At 46.1% G+C, this 18460-nt stretch carries 22 protein-coding genes and 1 other annotated feature (1 of these 23 only partly in view); of the genes, 10 read left to right on the top strand and 12 right to left on the bottom strand.

All coding sequences use genetic code 11. From position 1 onward, the window contains the following. Nucleotides 1-168 (bottom strand) — a binding site (T-box leader); it reaches 78 nt to the left of the window's first position. An 82-nt stretch (nucleotides 169-250) separates the two neighbouring features. Continuing rightward, nucleotides 251-799, top strand: a complete 549-nt coding sequence (locus ADM98_RS08755; protein WP_053453141.1) for a GNAT family N-acetyltransferase — start codon at nucleotides 251-253, stop codon at nucleotides 797-799. Between the two features lie 69 nt (nucleotides 800-868). Here ADM98_RS08755 and ADM98_RS08750 read toward each other — a convergent pair whose 3' ends face one another. The 3 genes from ADM98_RS08750 to ADM98_RS08740 form a co-directional block, all read right to left on the bottom strand. Then, the gene (locus ADM98_RS08750) at nucleotides 869-1255 is read right to left on the bottom strand and encodes a hypothetical protein (protein WP_053453140.1); all 387 of its coding nucleotides are present in this window, start codon (nucleotides 1253-1255) and stop codon (nucleotides 869-871) included. 1 nt (nucleotide 1256) lies between these two features. Continuing rightward, a complete protein-coding gene (locus ADM98_RS08745; RefSeq protein WP_200904892.1) occupies nucleotides 1257-1463 on the bottom strand; it encodes a helix-turn-helix transcriptional regulator in 207 nt (68 codons plus the stop codon). Between the two features lie 142 nt (nucleotides 1464-1605). Beyond that, complete coding sequence (locus ADM98_RS08740) at nucleotides 1606-2415, bottom strand: HAD-IIB family hydrolase (protein ID WP_053453138.1); 810 nt, start codon at nucleotides 2413-2415, stop codon at nucleotides 1606-1608. A gap of 93 nt (nucleotides 2416-2508) precedes the next feature. Between ADM98_RS08740 and ADM98_RS08735 the strand changes: the two genes are divergently transcribed. Then, nucleotides 2509-2979, top strand: a complete 471-nt coding sequence (locus ADM98_RS08735; RefSeq protein ID WP_053453137.1) for a DUF2975 domain-containing protein — start codon at nucleotides 2509-2511, stop codon at nucleotides 2977-2979. Nucleotides 2980-3085: 106 nt separating this feature from the next. Here the strand turns inward: ADM98_RS08735 and ADM98_RS17330 are convergent, their stop codons facing one another. Then, nucleotides 3086-3262 carry a hypothetical protein gene (locus ADM98_RS17330; protein WP_160315923.1) on the bottom strand — a complete coding sequence of 59 codons (177 nt, stop codon included), beginning with the start codon at nucleotides 3260-3262 and terminating at the stop codon, nucleotides 3086-3088. A 205-nt stretch (nucleotides 3263-3467) separates the two neighbouring features. Here ADM98_RS17330 and ADM98_RS08730 point away from each other — a divergent pair, with 205 nt between their 5' ends. Then, complete coding sequence (locus ADM98_RS08730; RefSeq protein ID WP_235504862.1) at nucleotides 3468-5213, top strand: methyl-accepting chemotaxis protein; 1746 nt, start codon at nucleotides 3468-3470, stop codon at nucleotides 5211-5213. A 70-nt stretch (nucleotides 5214-5283) separates the two neighbouring features. Then, the gene (gene solA / locus ADM98_RS08725) at nucleotides 5284-6426 is read left to right on the top strand and encodes an N-methyl-L-tryptophan oxidase (protein WP_053453136.1); all 1143 of its coding nucleotides are present in this window, start codon (nucleotides 5284-5286) and stop codon (nucleotides 6424-6426) included. Nucleotides 6427-6484: 58 nt separating this feature from the next. On the opposite strand, the gene ADM98_RS08720 is transcribed toward solA, so the two are convergent. Next, nucleotides 6485-6754 (bottom strand): hypothetical protein, encoded by a 270-nt coding sequence (locus tag ADM98_RS08720; protein WP_053453135.1) that lies wholly within the window; start codon nucleotides 6752-6754, stop codon nucleotides 6485-6487. Nucleotides 6755-6903: 149 nt separating this feature from the next. Between ADM98_RS08720 and ADM98_RS08715 the strand changes: the two genes are divergently transcribed. Both ADM98_RS08715 and ADM98_RS08710 read left to right on the top strand, forming a co-directional pair. Next, nucleotides 6904-7422, top strand: a complete 519-nt coding sequence (locus ADM98_RS08715; RefSeq protein ID WP_053453134.1) for a hypothetical protein — start codon at nucleotides 6904-6906, stop codon at nucleotides 7420-7422. A gap of 68 nt (nucleotides 7423-7490) precedes the next feature. Next, the gene (locus tag ADM98_RS08710; RefSeq protein WP_053453133.1) at nucleotides 7491-8615 is read left to right on the top strand and encodes a hypothetical protein; all 1125 of its coding nucleotides are present in this window, start codon (nucleotides 7491-7493) and stop codon (nucleotides 8613-8615) included. Nucleotides 8616-8838: 223 nt separating this feature from the next. Here ADM98_RS08710 and ADM98_RS08705 read toward each other — a convergent pair whose 3' ends face one another. Further along, nucleotides 8839-9189, bottom strand: a complete 351-nt coding sequence (locus ADM98_RS08705; protein ID WP_053453132.1) for a cupin — start codon at nucleotides 9187-9189, stop codon at nucleotides 8839-8841. A 185-nt stretch (nucleotides 9190-9374) separates the two neighbouring features. Between ADM98_RS08705 and ADM98_RS08700 the strand changes: the two genes are divergently transcribed. The 3 genes from ADM98_RS08700 to ADM98_RS08690 are packed head-to-tail and all read left to right on the top strand — an operon-like array spanning nucleotide 9375 to nucleotide 11250. Further along, a complete protein-coding gene (locus ADM98_RS08700; protein WP_053453131.1) occupies nucleotides 9375-9602 on the top strand; it encodes a PLDc N-terminal domain-containing protein in 228 nt (75 codons plus the stop codon). Continuing rightward, entirely contained in the window at nucleotides 9599-10483 is an 885-nt protein-coding gene (locus ADM98_RS08695) for an ABC transporter ATP-binding protein (RefSeq protein WP_053453130.1), read from the top strand. Before ADM98_RS08700 ends, ADM98_RS08695 begins: the two co-directional genes overlap by 4 nt. Continuing rightward, entirely contained in the window at nucleotides 10480-11250 is a 771-nt protein-coding gene (locus ADM98_RS08690) for an ABC transporter permease (RefSeq protein ID WP_053453129.1), read from the top strand. The genes ADM98_RS08695 and ADM98_RS08690 overlap by 4 nt, the downstream gene beginning before the upstream one ends. A gap of 47 nt (nucleotides 11251-11297) precedes the next feature. On the opposite strand, the gene ADM98_RS08685 is transcribed toward ADM98_RS08690, so the two are convergent. Genes ADM98_RS08685 through nikA form a run of 5 tightly spaced genes read right to left on the bottom strand, consistent with a single transcriptional unit; the run spans nucleotide 11298 to nucleotide 16301 of the window. Further along, a complete protein-coding gene (locus ADM98_RS08685) occupies nucleotides 11298-12095 on the bottom strand; it encodes an ATP-binding cassette domain-containing protein (RefSeq protein WP_053453128.1) in 798 nt (265 codons plus the stop codon). After that, nucleotides 12092-12898, bottom strand: a complete 807-nt coding sequence (locus ADM98_RS08680) for an ABC transporter ATP-binding protein (RefSeq protein WP_053453127.1) — start codon at nucleotides 12896-12898, stop codon at nucleotides 12092-12094. Before ADM98_RS08680 ends, ADM98_RS08685 begins: the two co-directional genes overlap by 4 nt. Further along, entirely contained in the window at nucleotides 12895-13740 is an 846-nt protein-coding gene (gene nikC, locus ADM98_RS08675) for a nickel ABC transporter permease subunit NikC (RefSeq protein WP_082318524.1), read from the bottom strand. The genes ADM98_RS08680 and nikC overlap by 4 nt, the downstream gene beginning before the upstream one ends. Next, nucleotides 13737-14678, bottom strand: a complete 942-nt coding sequence (gene nikB / locus ADM98_RS08670; protein WP_053453126.1) for a nickel ABC transporter permease — start codon at nucleotides 14676-14678, stop codon at nucleotides 13737-13739. The genes nikC and nikB overlap by 4 nt, the downstream gene beginning before the upstream one ends. Nucleotides 14679-14690: 12 nt before the next feature. Beyond that, complete coding sequence (nikA, locus tag ADM98_RS08665; protein ID WP_053453125.1) at nucleotides 14691-16301, bottom strand: nickel ABC transporter substrate-binding protein; 1611 nt, start codon at nucleotides 16299-16301, stop codon at nucleotides 14691-14693. A 255-nt stretch (nucleotides 16302-16556) separates the two neighbouring features. Between nikA and ADM98_RS08660 the strand changes: the two genes are divergently transcribed. Next, nucleotides 16557-17114, top strand: a complete 558-nt coding sequence (locus ADM98_RS08660; protein WP_053453124.1) for a hypothetical protein — start codon at nucleotides 16557-16559, stop codon at nucleotides 17112-17114. Between the two features lie 55 nt (nucleotides 17115-17169). Here the strand turns inward: ADM98_RS08660 and ADM98_RS08655 are convergent, their stop codons facing one another. Continuing rightward, entirely contained in the window at nucleotides 17170-18123 is a 954-nt protein-coding gene (locus ADM98_RS08655) for a sensor domain-containing diguanylate cyclase (RefSeq protein ID WP_053453123.1), read from the bottom strand. Between the last annotated feature and the right edge of the window lie 337 nt (nucleotides 18124-18460).

Below are 18460 nucleotides of genomic sequence, written 5' to 3'. Positions count from 1 at the left end.
ATCATGTGCATTCCATGTAACGGTGGACACCCGGTCACACTTATTGAATGGTTCAATGTGACTTCTCAGAGAGGATTTTTATGATTGATCTGGCTCCCGGTTCTCAGCAATCCCGGTTTTCTGTAAGACAGAGAAGCAATAACTACTTTTTCTCGTCAACAAAATGATATGCTCTTGTTGTGGAGAATCTTACCATACGCCTTAAACACTGAACACAAATTTTTACATATTATTGCAAAGGAGTTTTTATATGTTACATACTTTCCCAACGCTTAAAACGAACCTTCTCGTCTTACGCGAAGTGTTAGCAAAAGATGCGGCGAGCGTCTTCGCCTATTTATCGGACGAACAGGTCGTCAAACAGATGGGGCTTGCTCCATTCCAATCGGAAGCAGACGCCCTCGAAGAGATTGACTGGTACGCCTCGATTCGTCGGAACGGTACAGGAATCCGTTTCGGAATTTCGTTACCGGAAACGGACGTGATCATCGGGAGCTGCGGATTCTTGAATCAATCCGATCGCCATCAGCGGGCTGAACTTGGTTTTGAGTTGAACCCTTCCTATCAGGGACAAGGAATCGCGAAGGAAGCAGCACTTGCAGTCATTGAATATGGATTTAAGGAACTTTCACTCAACCGAATCGAAGCACTCGTTTTACCGGAAAACATCTCTTCGCAACGATTACTTGAACGGCTAGGTTTCCAGCGCGAAGGGTTGCTCCGACAATATGAGAAAACACGTGGTCGATTTGATGATTTGTATATGTACTCGTTGTTACGGAATGAGTGGTCATTCTAAGAAGCTTATCTGTTAAATATCAAAAGTTGTTTAGATGGATGAATTAGTCTAAACGACTTTTTTGTCGTTTCATCGATAGGATCGTGCTTTTATGAACTCAATGATTGGCAAGATGACTAAAGCAATCGCAAACAAGACAATCAATAAGAGATTTGCAGACCCATGTATCCATTGATCGAGACAGATGAATCCAAAAATCAGAACGATCAGGATTTTATAGCTAATTAAGCCGCTCTCCGTCGTAATCTTTTGACCAAGTTCATCATCTGGCACCGGACGCTCGTCCTCCGTTGTCCGTGCCCACGTGAAATACGAGAAGAACATGATCAACAGAATCGCCAATTGAACGATCGAAAAGAACGTCACGATATTTTCGATGACCATACTAATGACCGTCAGGATTGCTAATGCCACTATCGTCACTAAGAAAAGAAGCGTTTTTTTCTGCTTAGACATTTTATTCCTCCTGTTCTGCGATAAATAGATGATCGACTTGTGTCTGCAGAACTTTGGCAATATTAAATGCTAACTGCAACGTCGGATCATATTTATTGTTTTCAATCGCATTGATAGTCTGCCGACTGACCTGACACCGGTCAGCCAGTTCTTGTTGCGACAATTGTGCCGCTAGACGTCGCTCTTTAATGTGGTTTTTCACGTTCATTCCTCCACGACGTGTCAAATTCTTTTTACATCCCTACTGTAATCAACATCTTGTTTCATGTCAAAAACTTTTGACATATTTATTTAAATAATCACTAAAAAAGACACATTCGGACGACCAGAACGTGTCTTTTTATCATCGATTAGGATGTTTTTACTTGCGCTTGCACGACCTCACGGATTGTCTTTAAGACACTATCCGCGTCATTTTCCTCAATGATGGCATGCGCGGATGCTTTTAATTCAGGAACAGCATTTGCAACCGCATAACTATAGTGTGCCCTCTCAAATAGTTCCAAATCATTATAGCCGTCACCGAACGCCATCGTCTCTTCCGGTGAGACTTCTAGAATCCGTTGCAAGTGCTCCACTGTCGTTCCTTTATGGACGTCGACGTTAGCGATATCAATCCAGCCTGCTTCGGATGCAACCAAATACGCGTCTTCCCGAAAATCATTCAGCTGATTGATCGTCTCGAAACATCGCAAGGCGGGGTCATGCACCGTTATCTTGACGAAATCCTCGTTCAGTTCCTGTAATCGTGCAATCGATGTGACTTTGCGATAGGAACCACGGACGATCTCGAACTCCTCTGGAGAAATCGTGTCCTTTACGAAGGCTCCATCAGGCGTACACGCAATGATCGTATGTACATCGGATAACATTTCCAAACGGTCGATGAGTCGTTGGCCCAGTTGATTCGGTAAGAGTGATTGGTAGACGAACTCTCCTTGACGTTTGATGCGTGTCGCACTATCTCCGATGATCCACATGCTTGAAGCATCTGTCGCAAACAACTCCTCGATTCGCTCGCATTGTTTGCCACTGACCGGTGCGAAATGGATCTCTTGTTGTTCAAGCAATTGGCGAATTTCTTCAAACAACGGTCGATTGAAGTCACCCGTACTGTTTAGGAATGTTCCATCCATATCGGTTAATATTAATTTAATCACGTCGGCTCCTCCATCTCTGACCATTCTTGTTCTGACTTTCTCGCCTGCAGTATACTAAAAGAAAAGTCTGGCGTCTTGAAAGGAGTTGATTTCGTGAATCATTTCGTCTGGCAAGTTCGATTTTTACGACTTATTGTCTTCTGTATCATCTTCGGTCTGTTCGGTTTAGCGGGCCTCGGTATTCCGCTTGTCTGGCACGGAGTTAAAGAACACTTATTACTCGAGCGCCCTGGCTACAGTGTTCTCTTAACTGCATATCTTGTCTTCATCCCGACCCTCTTGATTTTATTTCATGCGCTTCGCATTCTACGATACATTTCAATGACGCCTCCAGCTTTTCCGCTCATCACTGCTTCCATTCAATCGATGAAACTGTCGTTTTATATCGTTACGATTCTTACGACATGTCTGTTCCCTGTCTTTTTTTATATTGGTCAAGTGGACGACGCACCTGGTTTGATTGTCATAGTCATAGTACTAATCCTTGCTCCGTTGACGCTTGGAACACTGCTTGCTTGCATCCAACAATTATTATTGAGATATGTGTTGCCACTCGAATCATGAAAGAACTGGAGGTGAAAACAGATGCTCTTGATCGTTTTTGCTATCCTCATCATTGCTGGTCTCGCTTGGTACCTTACTCCATCTCGCTCCTATGAGCGAGATTTTTTTAGATCACGTCGCATTGATGACTGTCCTGATGTCCTTGTTTCAAGAGAATCTTCGATTGACAACGAAGGCATGTCATCAATCGAAAGGTTGCTTTTTTCGGACTGACCGCGTGTCTTCGTAATTCATTCTCATATACGTGCTTCGCTTTAATTCGATGATTGACTTCACTTTCCATGTTGTCCCCTCTTCTCTCATCCTGTATTTTTTTTCTAACTTTAATGTGCCCTAAATCATGCAACATAAATCCTTTTTTAAAAGAATCGTTTTAACGAGTGACTAAGATACTCTAAATATCGTTAAAAGGTCCTGTTTAATATGTATTTTCTTAACCGATAAATGAAATATAGACAGAAAATATGAGTTGAGAGGACTAGTTGAATGTGAAAAATACAACCAAGAACCATTCCATCCGGACACGTCTTTTAGTAATGATTAGTTTGATTTTGATTGCCTTTTTTGTTTTTAGTAGTCTGTCCTTATATTTCAATACGAAACAAACAGCTGTCTCGACGTTAAAAGCGACTGCTGAAAAAGATGCCTTACGAATCAGCAAGACGTTTGATACAGCGGCTTACAGCGAATTTCTCCAATCGCCTGTCGCATCCGAACAATACGAAACGTTACGAACACAACTCGATACGTTACGTAAACAAAATGGACTCCTGTATACATACACAGCACGAATCGAGCAAAACAAGGTCCGCTTGTTGATTGATGGTTTACCAAAAGATAAGGCTGCAAAAATTAATGCCCCTGCAAGCGGTGCGACCGTCGCCAATATGAAAGACGTATTAAAGGGAGACACACATACGACGGACGTCATCAATGATCCGATTTATGGACAGTATATTAGCGTTTATGTTCCGTTAAAAGATACGACAGGGAACGTTATCGGGATCCTAGGAACAGATATTGCAGCAAAGGAAGTTGATGCCCTCACAACGGCGTTATTAAAACAAAATGCACCGCTTTTCATCGGACTGTTATTACTTCTGTTAACGGTCACGCTCGTCTTACTTTACGTCGTACTCGGTCGGAAATTACGTCCGCTTGAAACGTTACAGTCGGTCGCCGCCGCAATTGCCGACGGACGACTCGATCACGCGAAACAGACGTTGACCGACTTACAAATTTCATCGAAAGACGAGATCTATGCACTTGCGATCTCGATTCGCGATATGAACGAGATGTTACGGACGATGATCGTCGACATCAAACAGACAGCAACTCTCGTCTCAACGACGAGTCAATCGATTGACCAAAGTACGACGGAAGTCCTCGATGGTTCTCAGCAAATCGCCCATACGATGTCGGAAATTGCGACCGGGACTGAAAGTCAAACACAAGTCACTCTCTCATTGAATGACGAGATGAATCGATTCGCTCAGTTAATCGAGACGACGAATCGCTCCGGTCACACGATTCATGGAACGACCGATCAAATGAATAGCCTGACGCGCATCGGACGGGAGCAGATGTCTGCGTCCGTTGAACAGATGGGTCACATTCACCAACATGTCACCCAGTCAGCGGAACAAATCGATTTACTGAAACAACAATCATCAGATATCCAGACGCTCGTCGGGATCATCCGCGGTATTTCCGAGCAGACGAATTTACTTGCACTCAATGCTGCAATCGAAGCCGCTCGGGCTGGCGAACAAGGCAAAGGATTCGCCGTCGTCGCGACCGAGGTCAAGAACCTCTCGAGCCATGTCGCAAGTAGCGTCAGTGAGATTGCTTCAATCGTCTCGTCAATCGAAGCAAGTGCGCAACAGATGCAGCAGAGCTTCAAGACGACGGTCGAAGCAACAGTAGCCGGGAAACAGATCGTCCTTGATACGGACACGACGTTCGAACAGCTAACGGATCAAGTCACGCATGTCGCAACGGCAACAAAACAGATGACGCAACAGATGGAAGACGTTATGCAGGCAGAACGGTTCATTCGTAATGCCTTAACGGAAATCGCCGCTGTTGCGGAAGAACATACCGCAAGTAACGAAGAAGTCGCCGCCGCGTCAGAGCAGATGATCGCGACGATCACGACGTTGCATACGCTCGTCGGTGATTTAAACGAGCGAACCGAACACTTAGAACAAGAAGCCCGTCGCTTCGAGATTTGACACTTCATTTGTTCTTTTCAAGTTCTCACTCTATACTGGTATGAACTTACATATGAAGGAGTCGAACTGGATGTCCCATTATGATGTCATTATCGTCGGTGCCGGATCCATGGGGATGGCAGCCGGCTACTATCTCTCACGAACTAATCAGAACATCTTACTATTAGACGCTCACAATCCGCCGCATGATCAAGCAAGTCACCACGGGGAGACCCGGATCATTCGCCATGCATACGGTGAAGGTGAAGCTTACGTCCCACTAGCGTTAACAGCGCAACGCCTTTGGTATGAGTTAGAACAGATCAGCGGTCGAAGCCTATTCTTGAACACAGGAGTCTTAAACGCTGGTCAACGCTCATCTCGTTCGATGCAGACGATCATCAAGAGTGCTCAGCAATACGATTTACCGCTTGAGATTCTGACGGCTGAGGAAGTTAGAACCCGCTGGTCCGGCTTAACGATGCCTGAAGATTATATCGGTTGTTTTGAACCGACGTCTGGTGTGTTGAAGTGCGAAGCGTGTATCGAAGCATACCGTGACCTTGCTGTCGCGAACGGCGTCGACATCCGAACGAATGCGAAAGTGACGACGCTGACTGCCCGTGCAGATGGCGTTGATGTAACCGTTGGACAGGACACCTATTCGGCAAACGCATTAATTGTCGCTGCCGGTGCCTGGTCCGGACCATTACTCGAGCAAATCGGACTCTCCTTACCGCTGCGCCCCGTCCGAAAGACCTTCGCTTGGTTTAAGGCAGAGGAAGAGGTATTCAACGACACGCTGTTTCCCGCTTTCGCCTTTGATACACCCGCTGGATACTACTACGGTTTCCCAAGTATCGGACGAGCTGGTCTGAAAATCGGACGCCATGACGGCGGGATCCCGGTTGATCCGAATCAGCCGCGCCGTCCATTCGGTCAGGAGACGGGTGATCTGACTGATCTACAACAGTTCACGAACACGTTCATGCCAGCAATTGATACGTTGTCTCATGGTAAAACCTGTCTCTATACGATGACACCGGACGAGGATTTCATCATCGATTTGCACCCAGACTATCCGCATATCGCGATTGCCGCTGGGTTTTCCGGTCATGGATTCAAGTTCAGCAGCTTAGTCGGAAAAGTCCTTAGTGAATTAGTCATCGAAAAATCGACTCCAGAACCAATTGCACCGTTTTCGATCAAGCGATTTAAACAATTGAACACATGAAATGATAAAGACCGGCAACGAAAATTCGTTGTCGGTCTTCTCTATCGACGGTATGATCTCACATCGATTCATTCGATTCTTGCTGACTTTTTGCAGCTAGCTTCTCACGCTGCTTCTTCTCATCTTCAGTCCACCAGCCGTGGATAAGTAAGACGAGTCCAAGGATCAATGCACTCATCGGGAAGTATATTAAATAGTATTCGCCCAGGTTTCCCCCTAGAAATTCTGGTGATAATTCAATATACGCTCGAAACATCTGAACGATGAAGAACAAGAAAAAGCTCGTGATCAAGGCATATGTACCGTAGCGATAACTTGGATTTTTCATAGGATGACTCCTTTCTTTACTATACTCAGTACAAACCATTCAAGAGATACATCACATTTCCTCTTTTTACATTATCATTTTTAAGAATGTTTCCAAAAACATGCTAAGATAGTTTTAGGAATCTCATCGCTAAAGGAGTCAGATACTTCATGAATTTTAATCTATTCAAAAACCATGTCCGCTTTAAGATTGCGCTCGAATTAATTGATCTTAAAGACGGCTTATCGATCATGCAACTGAACCAACGTTTAACGGATGTACCTCAGTCGACCTTGTACCGACAAGTCAATGCGATGATGGACGATCAGTTGTTGAAAGTCGTCTCCGTTCAGCGTGTCGGAAAAGTCGAAGAGAAAATCTATGCTTTGAACACAAGCGGTTATCAGATTAGTGAAGCAGACTGGAACAGTGCAACGTACGAGGAAAAAGTGAATTTCGTCTCGTTCTACTTCATGTACGTTTTACAGCAGTACCAGACATACTTCGAACAGACCGTTAAGACGCATGGTCAGGATCACTCGACGTTCTCGATCGCGAAACTGCAACTGACGGATGAAACCTTCAATGATTTTCAACAGGACATGCGGACACTCCTCGAAAAATATCATCACTTGGAGACAGAAGATCAGGCAACCGAACGGACCGTCTCACTCGTCATCTTACCGTAGACACTCTCCGTATTCAGTGAGAGTATCTTTATCAAAATTAGACGAATCAACTTTTATAGGGAGAGAATATGGGACATATGAAACGGACCCAAGAAGATCTTGATGGAATTGTAATCGAGGCATTGAACAGAACGTTTACGAAAATGAAGTTCGAGTACATAAAAGAAGAACAGATAATAAGAATCGGCGAAGGTGCTTGGCATACGGTTTATAAAATCGAGAGGCTAGATGCCCGAGACCTTGTGATTCGAATAAAAAAGAACAAGGCGTATGGAGAATTACAACCGATTGATGAAATCGAGTTAACGACAGAGTATGAATCAACGAAAGCGTATTATTCACACGTAAACGAAAGTAATCGAGATGTTTGTCCTACCTTTTATCAGTATTTCATCGAGGACGATATCGTGTTTACAGTGGAAACGTTCATGGGTCATGGAACGGATTTATTATCACTTCATAAGGATGAAGCGAGTTCTTACGGTAAGCAATTAGGTCGAATTTATCATCGTATACACAACAATAAAACATCTATGGAAGGTTTCGGAGAATTAGACTGGAACGGGAAGACGTTACGAGGTAGCGACTTTAATAACATTGATGCATTATGGCAGGAAGAAAATAATCAGATCTTAATCGCCTTAAGTACCCTCATTCATTCTGGTCTTCACTTTGATAAAGAAAAAGTTGATACGTATATCAGTTCTTTGATTGAGAATAGACGAACTCAGATTCAAAAAATCGCTCTCGTGAATCAAGACGTCACACCAGAAAATTTAATTTTAACCGGGTACCATATCGCAATCATCGATCCGTTTCCAAAGTTGGATTTTGATTTAAAATATGCAGCTTACTTTGTTTTTTGCTACAAATTCCTGTTACCAGCCTTTTCAAATGCCCCACGATACATAAAACATGCCTATGAAGAGAAAAGTAGTATTTTGAATGAAATCGCTGACGGGTTTATTAGTGGGTACTTCTCTAACGTAGCTGGAGACGCATTCACGACCCAAACTCGCCGGTTAATGGATGAGTATAGATTATGGCTATTACAAGAAGCCTATGAGCACTACGAGATTTTGCAGCAACCTCATCTCTATCAGAAAACAACGCAACAGATGGGGAATCGAGAAATGATAACTGCTCGATTAAACCTATGCCTCGAAGAATTAGAAAAATGGTGTACTGAATAAGAGTAAGGGCAAACTCAAAAGTCAGCTTCTACAAGGATAAAAAATTACTCGCCACACGCCACTCCTACAGGAAAAAGCGCATTTTGCGCTGTCAGAGACAGACAAGACCCGCTTTCCTGCTTGAATGCAGCAGGAAAGCTGGCTTGTGTCTCGCCTGAGGAAAGGGCGTGAACAGACGAGTCCTTTTTTGAGTCAGCCCCTTTATGTATTGTGCTTAGTTTCGTTATATGGAAACGAGCGCTGACGTATCGAGTTCTTCACTTTCAATTACGATTGCTGTTAACCCCGTATCTGTCTTCGTTTCATGCCACTCTCCTTGATTCCAAAACACGGCTTCACCACTCTGCACGCTGATGAATTCATCCGCATCCCCTCTTACAACGCCTTTCCCCTCTACAATTAACAGAAGTTGCGGCACGACCGCTTGGTGATAACCGATCGCTCCATCCTTCTCTAAATGGATACATCCGATATGCGTCACTTTCTCAGTCTGCATGATCCGTGACATCACGAAGTTCGAATCGAACTTCGTTATTTTCTTACCAACTTCTTTTTTGAATTGATAAATCTGCATGTAGCGCTCCCCCGAATCATGATTTGTCGTTCAATCAAATTAATCAATCTATACGTTATTTGGAAAATTTTGATAATAGAAGTTTATCATAGCTTTCATTGATTGCGAACTAGCGTTGATTCATTTCAAACATTGACTTTTCTATTTTCATTATTGATAATGGTAATAGAAAAGGAGGGTTTTTCATGAATACAGATTTCTCTGCCTTATCACAAATCGACTTGGAACGATTTTTACCGTTGTTACTGATTTACATCTCCATCAACTTGGTATTGCTCAGCTGCGCCTGCATCGATTGGTTCAGACGCAAGGACCGAATCGCCACACCGACTACATGGTTATTGATTATTCTCCTCGTCCAGCCGATCGGCTCGATTCTTTACTTTATCCTCGGAAGGAGGATGACCGCATGATCCAGATTTCGCATCTCAAGCTTTCACTTCAACGCCGTCTTATCCTAGACGATATTTCCTTTACGATTCACGAACATGAATGCCTCGGTCTGATTGGTCCAAATGGTGCCGGAAAAACGACACTCCTGAAATGCCTCAGTGGAATCATCGAGAGTGACCCTGGTTCGATCACGATGTATGATCGCCCGATCCGACAACAAAAACAGGTCATCGGCTACTTATCGCAACAGACTGATTTCAAGCCTTGGATGACGTGCGAACAGTCACTGCGCTTTTTTGGAAGTTTGTCTGGTCTTGATCGCGCAACGCTAACCGAGCGGATTCAAATTGTCTTACAAGAAGTCGGATTAGGCGACCAACAAACAGAAGTGATTGAACGCTTATCCGGCGGTATGCGCCAACGCCTCGGAATCGCCCAAGCGATCTTACATGAACCAACGTTATTGATTTTAGACGAACCCGCTTCCGCACTCGATCCAAGCGGTCGACATGACATCAACCAGTTGATTCTTCGTTTAAAAAAACGGATGACGATTATCGTCTCGACGCATCTCTTAGAAGACGCGAAGATGTGTTGCGACCGTTTTTTAGTCATCAAACACGGTCGGTTGCTGGGTCCGCTCGCGCATCAACCCGATGTCAATCCGTACCAGATTCAAGTCGAGACGCTCACACCTGCCCCACCCCTTTCGACTACTGTTTTTCCAAAGATACAGATGGATCGAATTAACCCGTGCGACTATCAGTTCTCCTCACAGCATCCGCTTGACCTTTCGCAAATAGCTACGACCTTGATTGCCGAAGGGTGGTCGATTGCTTCGATTGCCTATCAACCGATCGGACTCGAGGAGCGTTTTCTCGACATGGTGGCGGACGTATGAGGACGTTTTATACGTTGACGCTGACCGAGTGGCTGGAAGCGTGGAAGGAATGGAAGATCGTCTGGTTGCCGCTTTTCTTCATTGCCCTCGGCGTGACGCAACCGTTGCTGTTGATGTACATGGATGTCTTACTCGAACACGTCGGAAACGCGGACGGAATCATCGTTGATCCGAATCGTTCTGCCCCGCAACCGCTTGACGTCTTCAGCACAACGATCCAAGGGCAGTTCAATCAACTCGGATTGATCGTCCTGATCATGAGCTTCATGGGATTGCTCGCGTCAGACCGACAAACCGGCATGCAAGATTTCATTTTGACACGACCCGTCTCGCGAAAGGTTTACCTCCTATCGAAATGGTTCAGCCACAGTATGATCAGTTTATTCGGTATTCTGATTGGAGCAACTACGTCTTATGGTCTGACCGTTTACTGGTTCGGATCCCTCTCACCGATACTTGCGCTACGCATCATCAGCGACTTTAGTCTTTGGACATTATTCGTCGTCAGTCTGACGCTATTGATCAGCACCTATTTACAACGTGCCGTGCCGATCGGCATCCTGACGCTCGTCGTCTCCTTACTACTCGTCGCACTTCCTTCGCTATTGCCAGACGTTCTATTTTTCACGCCCGGTGCGCTTCTGTCGGCACACTCAACTGCGTCGTTATTTTCTTCGTCTCACCTGATCGATGTCACTTTTTGTCTCGTTTGGATTGCCCTAACACTTGGCTGGTCGGTCCTTCGGTTCCGAAAAACGGATTATTGATCCACTACTACAACACAAAAAGGATAACGGAGCCGTTCAGCAGTCCGTTATCCTTTGTTTGGTTGTGCTTGGCGAATCGTTCGTTGTCTTGGATGCATGGCAAGCTTTGCTTGGCGCATCCGTTCGACGGCAGGATCCGTCGCAGCATCGAACGCTGCTAAATTCGGGTAATGTCCGACGAGGCGTCCTTGCTCTAAGATCGCAAAGCTGTCGCAAAGTTGTTCGGCGGCTTTGATATCATGCGTGATGAAGACATATGTTAAGCCATGTTTTCGCTTTAAATCAGCTAGTAACTCGAGAATCAACCGTTTGTTGACCATATCGAGGCTGCTGACCGCTTCGTCTAGGACGATTAGTCGTGGTTCAGCAGCAATCGCCCGTGCGATCGCAATCCGTTGAAGTTGTCCGCCACTGAACTGTGACGGATACTTCGTTAAATCTGCTGCTTTGAGACCGACCTGTTCGATGAGCGTGACGAGACGCTGTTGCCGCGCTTCTCCCTTTAAACGAATGAAGTTATCAAGCGGTTCCGCAATGATGGTAGCCGCCGTCAGCTTCGGATTGACGGCTGCAAACGAGTCCTGGAAGACGACTTGGACATCACCTTGAAAGGGACGTTTTGTCGCGTAGCGATCAACACCGTTGAACCAAATCGTTCCGCTTGAAGGACGTTCAAGTCCGAGCAACAATCGTCCGAGCGTACTTTTCCCGGCACCACTCGACCCGAGTAGTCCGAGACATTGTCCGGCTTCAAGCGTCAACGAGACATCCTGCAAGACGGTCTGTGCTGGTCGAAACCGCCGTTTGTAGACGTGTGAGACGTGATCAATCTGCAAGAGACTCATCCGAACGCCTCCCTTCCGATATGCTGTGCGAGAAGTGACTGCGTATAGGGATGCTGCGGACAATCAAACAACTCAAAGACGTCTGCTTGTTCGACGATCCGACCTTGTTGCATGACGAGGACATCGTCTGCGAGTTCAGCGATCACACCGAGATCGTGCGAAATCAGTAAGATTGCTGTTTCATAAGTCGCCCGCATCCGTTCGAGTAACTCAAGAACCGTCTTTTGATTGAAGACGTCGAGCGCCGTCGTCGGTTCGTCGGCAATCAGGATGCTCGGACGGAGCGCAACGGCTAAGGCAATCATGACCCGTTGCAACATCCCACCACTCAGTTCAAATGGATAGGCTTTGAGCACTCGAGCGGGATCCGTCAAGTTGACTTCTTCGAGTGCCGTCATTGCCTGTTGTTTCGCTTCACGCTTTGAACAACGCGCGTGCGTCTGAATCGTTTCAATCATCTGGTGCCCAATCGTATAGACCGGCGTAAACGCGCTCATCGGATTTTGCATGATGAAAGCAATCTCACCGCCACGAATCGTCCGAACAGCGCGTTCCGATAAAGATTGAATGGATTTTCCATTCAGTGTGATATCACCGGTCACCTGCGTTGTCTGCGGATTAAGCAGACGCAATAAAGCGAGGCTCGTCACCGTCTTCCCACAACCACTCTCACCGACGAGACCGAGAATCTGTCCAGCGTGGATCGAGAAAGATACCTCTTCAATCAACGTCACCTGTTGTTTCGTACGGACGGTCAGACCATCAACTGCTAATATCGGTTCGATACGGGCACCTCCTCTCATTTCATCGTTTTTGAAACACCAAATCGTTCGGATAACTGTTCTCCTAATACGTTAAAGCTGATAATGACGAGCATGATCGCAAGTCCCGGATAAATCATCAGTTCCGGGTTTGTTCGGATATAGGATTTTCCTTCGTGAATCATCGCTCCCCATTCGGCAGTCGGCGACTGGACACCAAGACCAAGGAACGACATCGCTGAGATATCCATGATCGCCCAACCCATTTCAAGCGTCCCGATGACAAGTAGCGGCGGTAAGATATTCGGCAAGATGTGTGTCCGGATGATCTTCCATGAAGACGAACCGTTGACGCGAGCAGCGGCGATGAATGCTTCCGTTTTCAGCGTCATGACCATTCCGCGGAACATTCGCGCGTAATAGACCCACTGGACGAGCATCAAGGCGATGATGACCTGCTTGAGTCCTGGACCGAAAATACCGACGAGACCGAGGACGAGAATCAGACTCGGGAATGCCATCACGCCATCACACAGACGCATCAAGAGTTGGTCGACCCAGCCACCGCGATAACCGGCAAGTGTCCCGACGAACAATCCAATCGCAAGTGAGGCGATGAAAATCAGTACGGCACAACCAAGTGAAATCCGTGCGCCGTAAATCAAGCGAGACAAGAGACAACGACCGAGCTGGTCAGTGCCAAGCGGATAAGCAGACGACGGTCCGTGTAGTTTTTGCGTCAAATCTACGAGATTTGGATCATGTGGCGCAATCCACGGGGCAAACAAGGCAATGCCTGCTACCCCAATCAAGACGACTGCACAAAGATAGAGAAGCGGTGTATACCGCGACCGAATCATCGTTGCCGGAAGTGGTGTATTCATACCGTTCCTCCTTTTTTCGCTAGTCGTGGATCGAGTACAGCTTGGATGATATCGACGAGCAAACTACTACCAATGAAGACGAGGGCCGCGAGAAAGACATACCCTTGAATGACCGGCATATCCCGATCAAAGATCGCTTCAATGAAGTAACGACCGAAGCCCGGCCAAGAGAAAACGGTCTCGACGATGATCGTGCCCGTCAGTAACTTCCCGAGGTTCATCCCGAGACCTGTAATCATCGGTGGGATTGCCATCCGAAGGACGTGTTTACCAAGAATGCGTCCTTCCTTCAGTCCACGTGTCCGGGCGAATAAGACATACGGTTCGTTCAACGCTTCAATCACACTGCCACGAAGCAATCGTGTATACAGCGAAATCAACGGAAACGCGAGTGTCAATGCCGGTAAGATCAAGTGCATCACACTTCCCGTCCCACCGACCGGAAACCAATCCAGCTGGACAGCAAAGAAGAAGATGAACAGATACCCGAGCCAAAACGACGGAATCGAAGCCCCGATGAAGGCAATTGCCCGACTGAGATGATCGAAGAATCCATTCTTCTTGATCCCGGCAAGGAACCCGAGCGGGATACTGATGACGAGTGCGAGCAGTAGACTCGTCACTGCCAGCTCGACCGTTGGCGGTAAGCGGAGCAAGACATCTTCTAAGACCGGTTTGCCGGAAAGATACGATGTTCCGAAATCGAGCTGCGCCAAGCGGATGACGGCATCGAAGTATTGTTGATAGAACGGTTGATCGAGTCCGAATTCTGCTCGTTTGGCAGCGAGTAGTTCATCCGTCGGTTGGATATGAGCAGCAGATAGATAGGCCTCTGCCGGATCAACCGGTGACAGATGAATCAGCCCCGTCAGAATCAAGACGGCAAGTAACAAGATCGGGATGACGGATAATATACGTTTGACGAGGAAGACCCCCATGTCATCCCTCCTTTAGTTGATGCCGATCCGAGCAAATGGACTTTCGTCCCGGTTCGTCGGGAACTGGAAGTTTGTCACGTCCGATTGATAGATCGCCATCTTCTTCAAGTACGAGATGGGAATCAACGCCCCTTGATCTTGGAGCGATGGCAGAATGTCAGCGTACATCTTCTGACGCTTCGTTTCGTCAGTCGTCTTCAAGACATCTTTGATCTCTTGCAAGAGTTGTTCTTTATTCGGATAAGCCGAAATCGCTTCCTTGAAGCCGAAGCCATCCGTATCAATCAGGTTCACGAACGTATGTGGATCATACGGTGCACCGAAGTTACTGTAGAAGTTGATATCAAACCGATTATCCTTGAAGCGCTGGACTTGATCCGGCAATTCGACGGCTTCTGTCTTCAGCTCGACACCGATTTTTGACCACTCAGACTGCAGTGTCTCCGCCATCGCTTTTTGGACCTGTTCGGCTGCGTCATACATCATTCCGATTTGCAACGGTTGACCGTCTTTATCGCGGACTTTTTCACCTTTCGGCAGTTTCCAGCCTGCTTCATCAAGGAGACGGTTTGCTTCCTTGACGTCATAATCCCGTTGCTGCACTTTCAAGTTCGATGTGTACGGCATGTTTGGTGGCAGAAGGTAATCAGCCGGGGATTCTAGTCCTGACGTGATGCCTTCGACGAGTGCGGCTTTATCAAACCCGTGCTGAAGCGCCTGGCGGACGCGTTCGTCAGACAGACGTTTATTTTTCGTGTTCAAGACGAGGAGACGCGTCGCGACTGGTTCAGACATCTGCGTTTTGTACGACTTATCCGTCTTCAACTGGTTGAAGGCATCGATGCTGATCGCCCCTTCCCCGTAAATCAGATCGACCTGTCCTTTTTCGAGTGCTAAGACACGTGTCTCCGCATCCGGGATAATGTCGACTTTAATGTGATCGACGTTCGGCTTCGGTCCCCAGTAGTTCTTGTTGACCTTAAACGTTGCGTACTGATCCGGTTTGTACTCGTCAAGCATCCAAGGCCCTGTTCCGACTTCTTTTTTGACACCCTTCGACGTATCACCGTTTTCCGGGAATCCAGCTTCTCCGAGGAAACGCACCGGACGGACGACTGCGAGTTCTTGAATCGTCGGATAATACGCTTCGGATAACGTCAGGCGGAATGTCTTCGCATCGACCGCTTCCGTCTTCTTGATTTTCGTGATGAAACCAAGCCAACTATGTAAGGCTTTTTGTTTGAGAATCGCGTCAAAATTCTTTTTGACGATGGCTGCGTCGAACGTCGAACCGTCCGAGAACTTGACGCCGTCACGAAGCGTGAACGTATACGTTTTTCCGTCCTCTGAAATCTTCCAAGACGATGCTAAGTATGGCTCGAGCTTTCCACCTTCCCCGTAGTGGACGAGTGGCTCATAGATCATCGACTGTGCGAACAGTTGTGAAGGGTTGTAGACGTGCGGGTTCATCGTTCCAACGTCGCGTGGCCATGCGAGCGTTAATGTATCTTTATCTTTTCGCTCTCCTGTCGACTCGCCCGGGTTCGAGCAGCCGATCAATATTGATGTCAAAGACAGGATCGAAACAGTAGAAAGCAGTAATTTTTTACGGTTAACGTTCATGGTAGACAGAACTCCCAACTTGTATTGATAATCATTTTCAATTGTAAGAGGGGAAGGTAAGGATTGTCAATGGATAATCCAGATGTTAACTGGACATCGAACCGCTTTTTGACAGCATTTCCACGCTCAGCTGAGAAACATCCTGATTGCGTTTTCTTTTTGTCAATAATTGTAATTAACTATTTAAAACGGTATCCTAGTTCGTATACTGCGCCTCTTGCCTGACGAGACGATTCGCATCGAAAGGATGATCTGATGTTACGCTTATTTTCTGCTTTCTCGCTTGTATTTCTCTGTCTCATCTTGGTGCTTCCATTGCTCCTAATCGATGGACTGATCCTATACGTCGGAGGCGTCGCCTTCGACTCGCTTGTCGGTTGCCTTGTGTTTCTCTTATGTTTCTATCTCGCAAGTTTACTTGTTAGCGTCATCTTCGACGGAGTGATGCGTGCGCTCGGTGGACTGTTTAAGCACCTTATCTCGAACGTCCTTTTTGCCGCAGTGAACTTTTGGGTAAGTTTAAGCGTTTTGCTTTTGATGGATCTTTACGTGGAGACGATCACCATCTCGTTCGCGACAAAAGTCGTCCTCATTTTTGTCCATACCTCGTTGTTTTATTTGATCCATCAATCGAGCGACTCGACAGCTAAAACTTTCGAAGTGAACGAACCGCATGATCCAGTCGTCAAGGAAGCTCTCCGCTTGTTAGAGAATGAGGATCCTGTAACGTGCGTTGAAACGTTGTGTCTAAGGTTTCCTGACCGTCCGAAAAAAGACATCATTCGGATTGTCCATCGTCTACATAGCAACTAAAAAGACCTGACTGTTTCTGAAAGATTTCAGAAGCATCAGGTCTTTTGTATGCCAATCATTTCTTCACCAACTCATAAAACTGATACGCATTCTTTCCTGATGACTTGGCAGCATAAAGCGCAATATCTGCCTGTTGCAACAAGTCTTGTAGCATTGGACGGTACTCGTTATACGTTACGATTCCGATGCTCGTCGATACACGATAGTCCGTATCCCATTCACTTAATACAGAGACGATTTGCGCCGCGAGTTGTTCCCACCCTTCCTTCGTATCGGCATGACCGAAATACAAGATGAACTCATCCCCACCTAATCGTACCGCCATCGCATCGTCTTGCTCGCGAACGACTCGTTGCAAACGCTGTGCGACTTCTTGCAGAACGATGTCCCCTGTCTCATGTCCATACAAATCATTGACTTGCTTAAACCCGTCGAGATCAAGAAAGAAGATCGCCCCTGCTTGTCCTAGATGATCATCGAACTGCTTCGTTAAGTAGCGACGATTGTACAATCCCGTCAACGCGTCTTTCCATGCATACCGCTCGAGCTCTAAATAATACAAAAACAACCGAACGATGCGTTGCAACAGCTGAACATTCTTCTGTTCATACAAACTGACTTGGTTATTGATCGCACATAATGTTCCGAACGTCTCACCGCTCGTCAAGACGATGGGAATTCCTAGGTAGGAGCGGACATGTGCCTCATCCAGACCCTTTCGCCAATCTCCGAGTTGTTCTGCGTTCGGAATATTCTCTAAGACGACCGGTTGTTTCGTCTCAAAATCAATCAGCTTACATAACGACTGATTCAATTCAAGTTGCATCCCTTCGACCATCGGGATGTCACCTTTATCGTTTGCAATCTTCAACATCCGTTGTTCTCCTGCTTCGATCGCTGATAAATACAACATCTGTTCTGGCAAAATTTCTTTTGCGAAATCGAGTACATCGTTTGCGAGCTCATCAAAATTTTGATACATCTTTAATTCTTCAAATGGCTGATTCATAGAGCACCTCGTTTCGAAGTCATCTTCTACAGCATCTCTGATTTGAAAATTTGATACATATATTACCACTTTCTCTTTTTAGAGGTGTCTAAACCTTTGTTGCTTAAAAGCGTCCGATGGTCCTATTTCTATATCCAAATGAGAAAGATTATCATTTTTTTATTTTCGAATAGTTTATAGAAGTAAAAAACTGATCCAGGTAATTCCTTGGAAATTAGCGTTGCGTCTTCCAAATTCGTTTGCTATCATTCTCGGTGAACATGAAAATGATAATCATTATCACTTATTGAGAACAGATTAATCTCGTAGACATACATAATCCATCTGCTGCTCAATC

The sequence above is a fragment of the Exiguobacterium sp. BMC-KP genome (genome assembly GCF_001275385.1).
GTDB lineage: Bacteria > Bacillota > Bacilli > Exiguobacteriales > Exiguobacteriaceae > Exiguobacterium_A.
This window is presented reverse-complemented; position numbering and strand designations above follow the sequence as displayed.

Bases quoted from the DNA above. Each gene is read 5' to 3' on its own strand.
- ADM98_RS08745 (WP_200904892.1), bottom strand. From the start codon at position 1,463: ATGAACGTGAAAAACCACATTAAAGAGCGACGTCTAGCGGCACAATTG.
- ADM98_RS08690 (WP_053453129.1), top strand. From the start codon at position 10,480: ATGAGGACGTTTTATACGTTGACGCTGACCGAGTGGCTGGAAGCGTGG.
- solA (WP_053453136.1), top strand. From the start codon at position 5,284: ATGTCCCATTATGATGTCATTATCGTCGGTGCCGGATCCATGGGGATG.
- ADM98_RS08685 (WP_053453128.1), bottom strand. From the start codon at position 12,095: ATGAGTCTCTTGCAGATTGATCACGTCTCACACGTCTACAAACGGCGG.
- ADM98_RS08700 (WP_053453131.1), top strand. From the start codon at position 9,375: ATGAATACAGATTTCTCTGCCTTATCACAAATCGACTTGGAACGATTT.
- ADM98_RS08660 (WP_053453124.1), top strand. From the start codon at position 16,557: ATGTTACGCTTATTTTCTGCTTTCTCGCTTGTATTTCTCTGTCTCATC.
- nikC (WP_082318524.1), bottom strand. From the start codon at position 13,740: ATGAATACACCACTTCCGGCAACGATGATTCGGTCGCGGTATACACCG.
- ADM98_RS08720 (WP_053453135.1), bottom strand. From the start codon at position 6,754: ATGAAAAATCCAAGTTATCGCTACGGTACATATGCCTTGATCACGAGC.
- ADM98_RS08705 (WP_053453132.1), bottom strand. From the start codon at position 9,189: ATGCAGATTTATCAATTCAAAAAAGAAGTTGGTAAGAAAATAACGAAG.
- ADM98_RS08695 (WP_053453130.1), top strand. From the start codon at position 9,599: ATGATCCAGATTTCGCATCTCAAGCTTTCACTTCAACGCCGTCTTATC.
- ADM98_RS17330 (WP_160315923.1), bottom strand. From the start codon at position 3,262: ATGGAAAGTGAAGTCAATCATCGAATTAAAGCGAAGCACGTATATGAG.
- ADM98_RS08655 (WP_053453123.1), bottom strand. From the start codon at position 18,123: ATGAATCAGCCATTTGAAGAATTAAAGATGTATCAAAATTTTGATGAG.
- ADM98_RS08755 (WP_053453141.1), top strand. From the start codon at position 251: ATGTTACATACTTTCCCAACGCTTAAAACGAACCTTCTCGTCTTACGC.
- nikB (WP_053453126.1), bottom strand. From the start codon at position 14,678: ATGGGGGTCTTCCTCGTCAAACGTATATTATCCGTCATCCCGATCTTG.
- ADM98_RS08715 (WP_053453134.1), top strand. From the start codon at position 6,904: ATGAATTTTAATCTATTCAAAAACCATGTCCGCTTTAAGATTGCGCTC.
- ADM98_RS08710 (WP_053453133.1), top strand. From the start codon at position 7,491: ATGGGACATATGAAACGGACCCAAGAAGATCTTGATGGAATTGTAATC.
- ADM98_RS08680 (WP_053453127.1), bottom strand. From the start codon at position 12,898: ATGAGAGGAGGTGCCCGTATCGAACCGATATTAGCAGTTGATGGTCTG.
- nikA (WP_053453125.1), bottom strand. From the start codon at position 16,301: ATGAACGTTAACCGTAAAAAATTACTGCTTTCTACTGTTTCGATCCTG.
- ADM98_RS08750 (WP_053453140.1), bottom strand. From the start codon at position 1,255: ATGTCTAAGCAGAAAAAAACGCTTCTTTTCTTAGTGACGATAGTGGCA.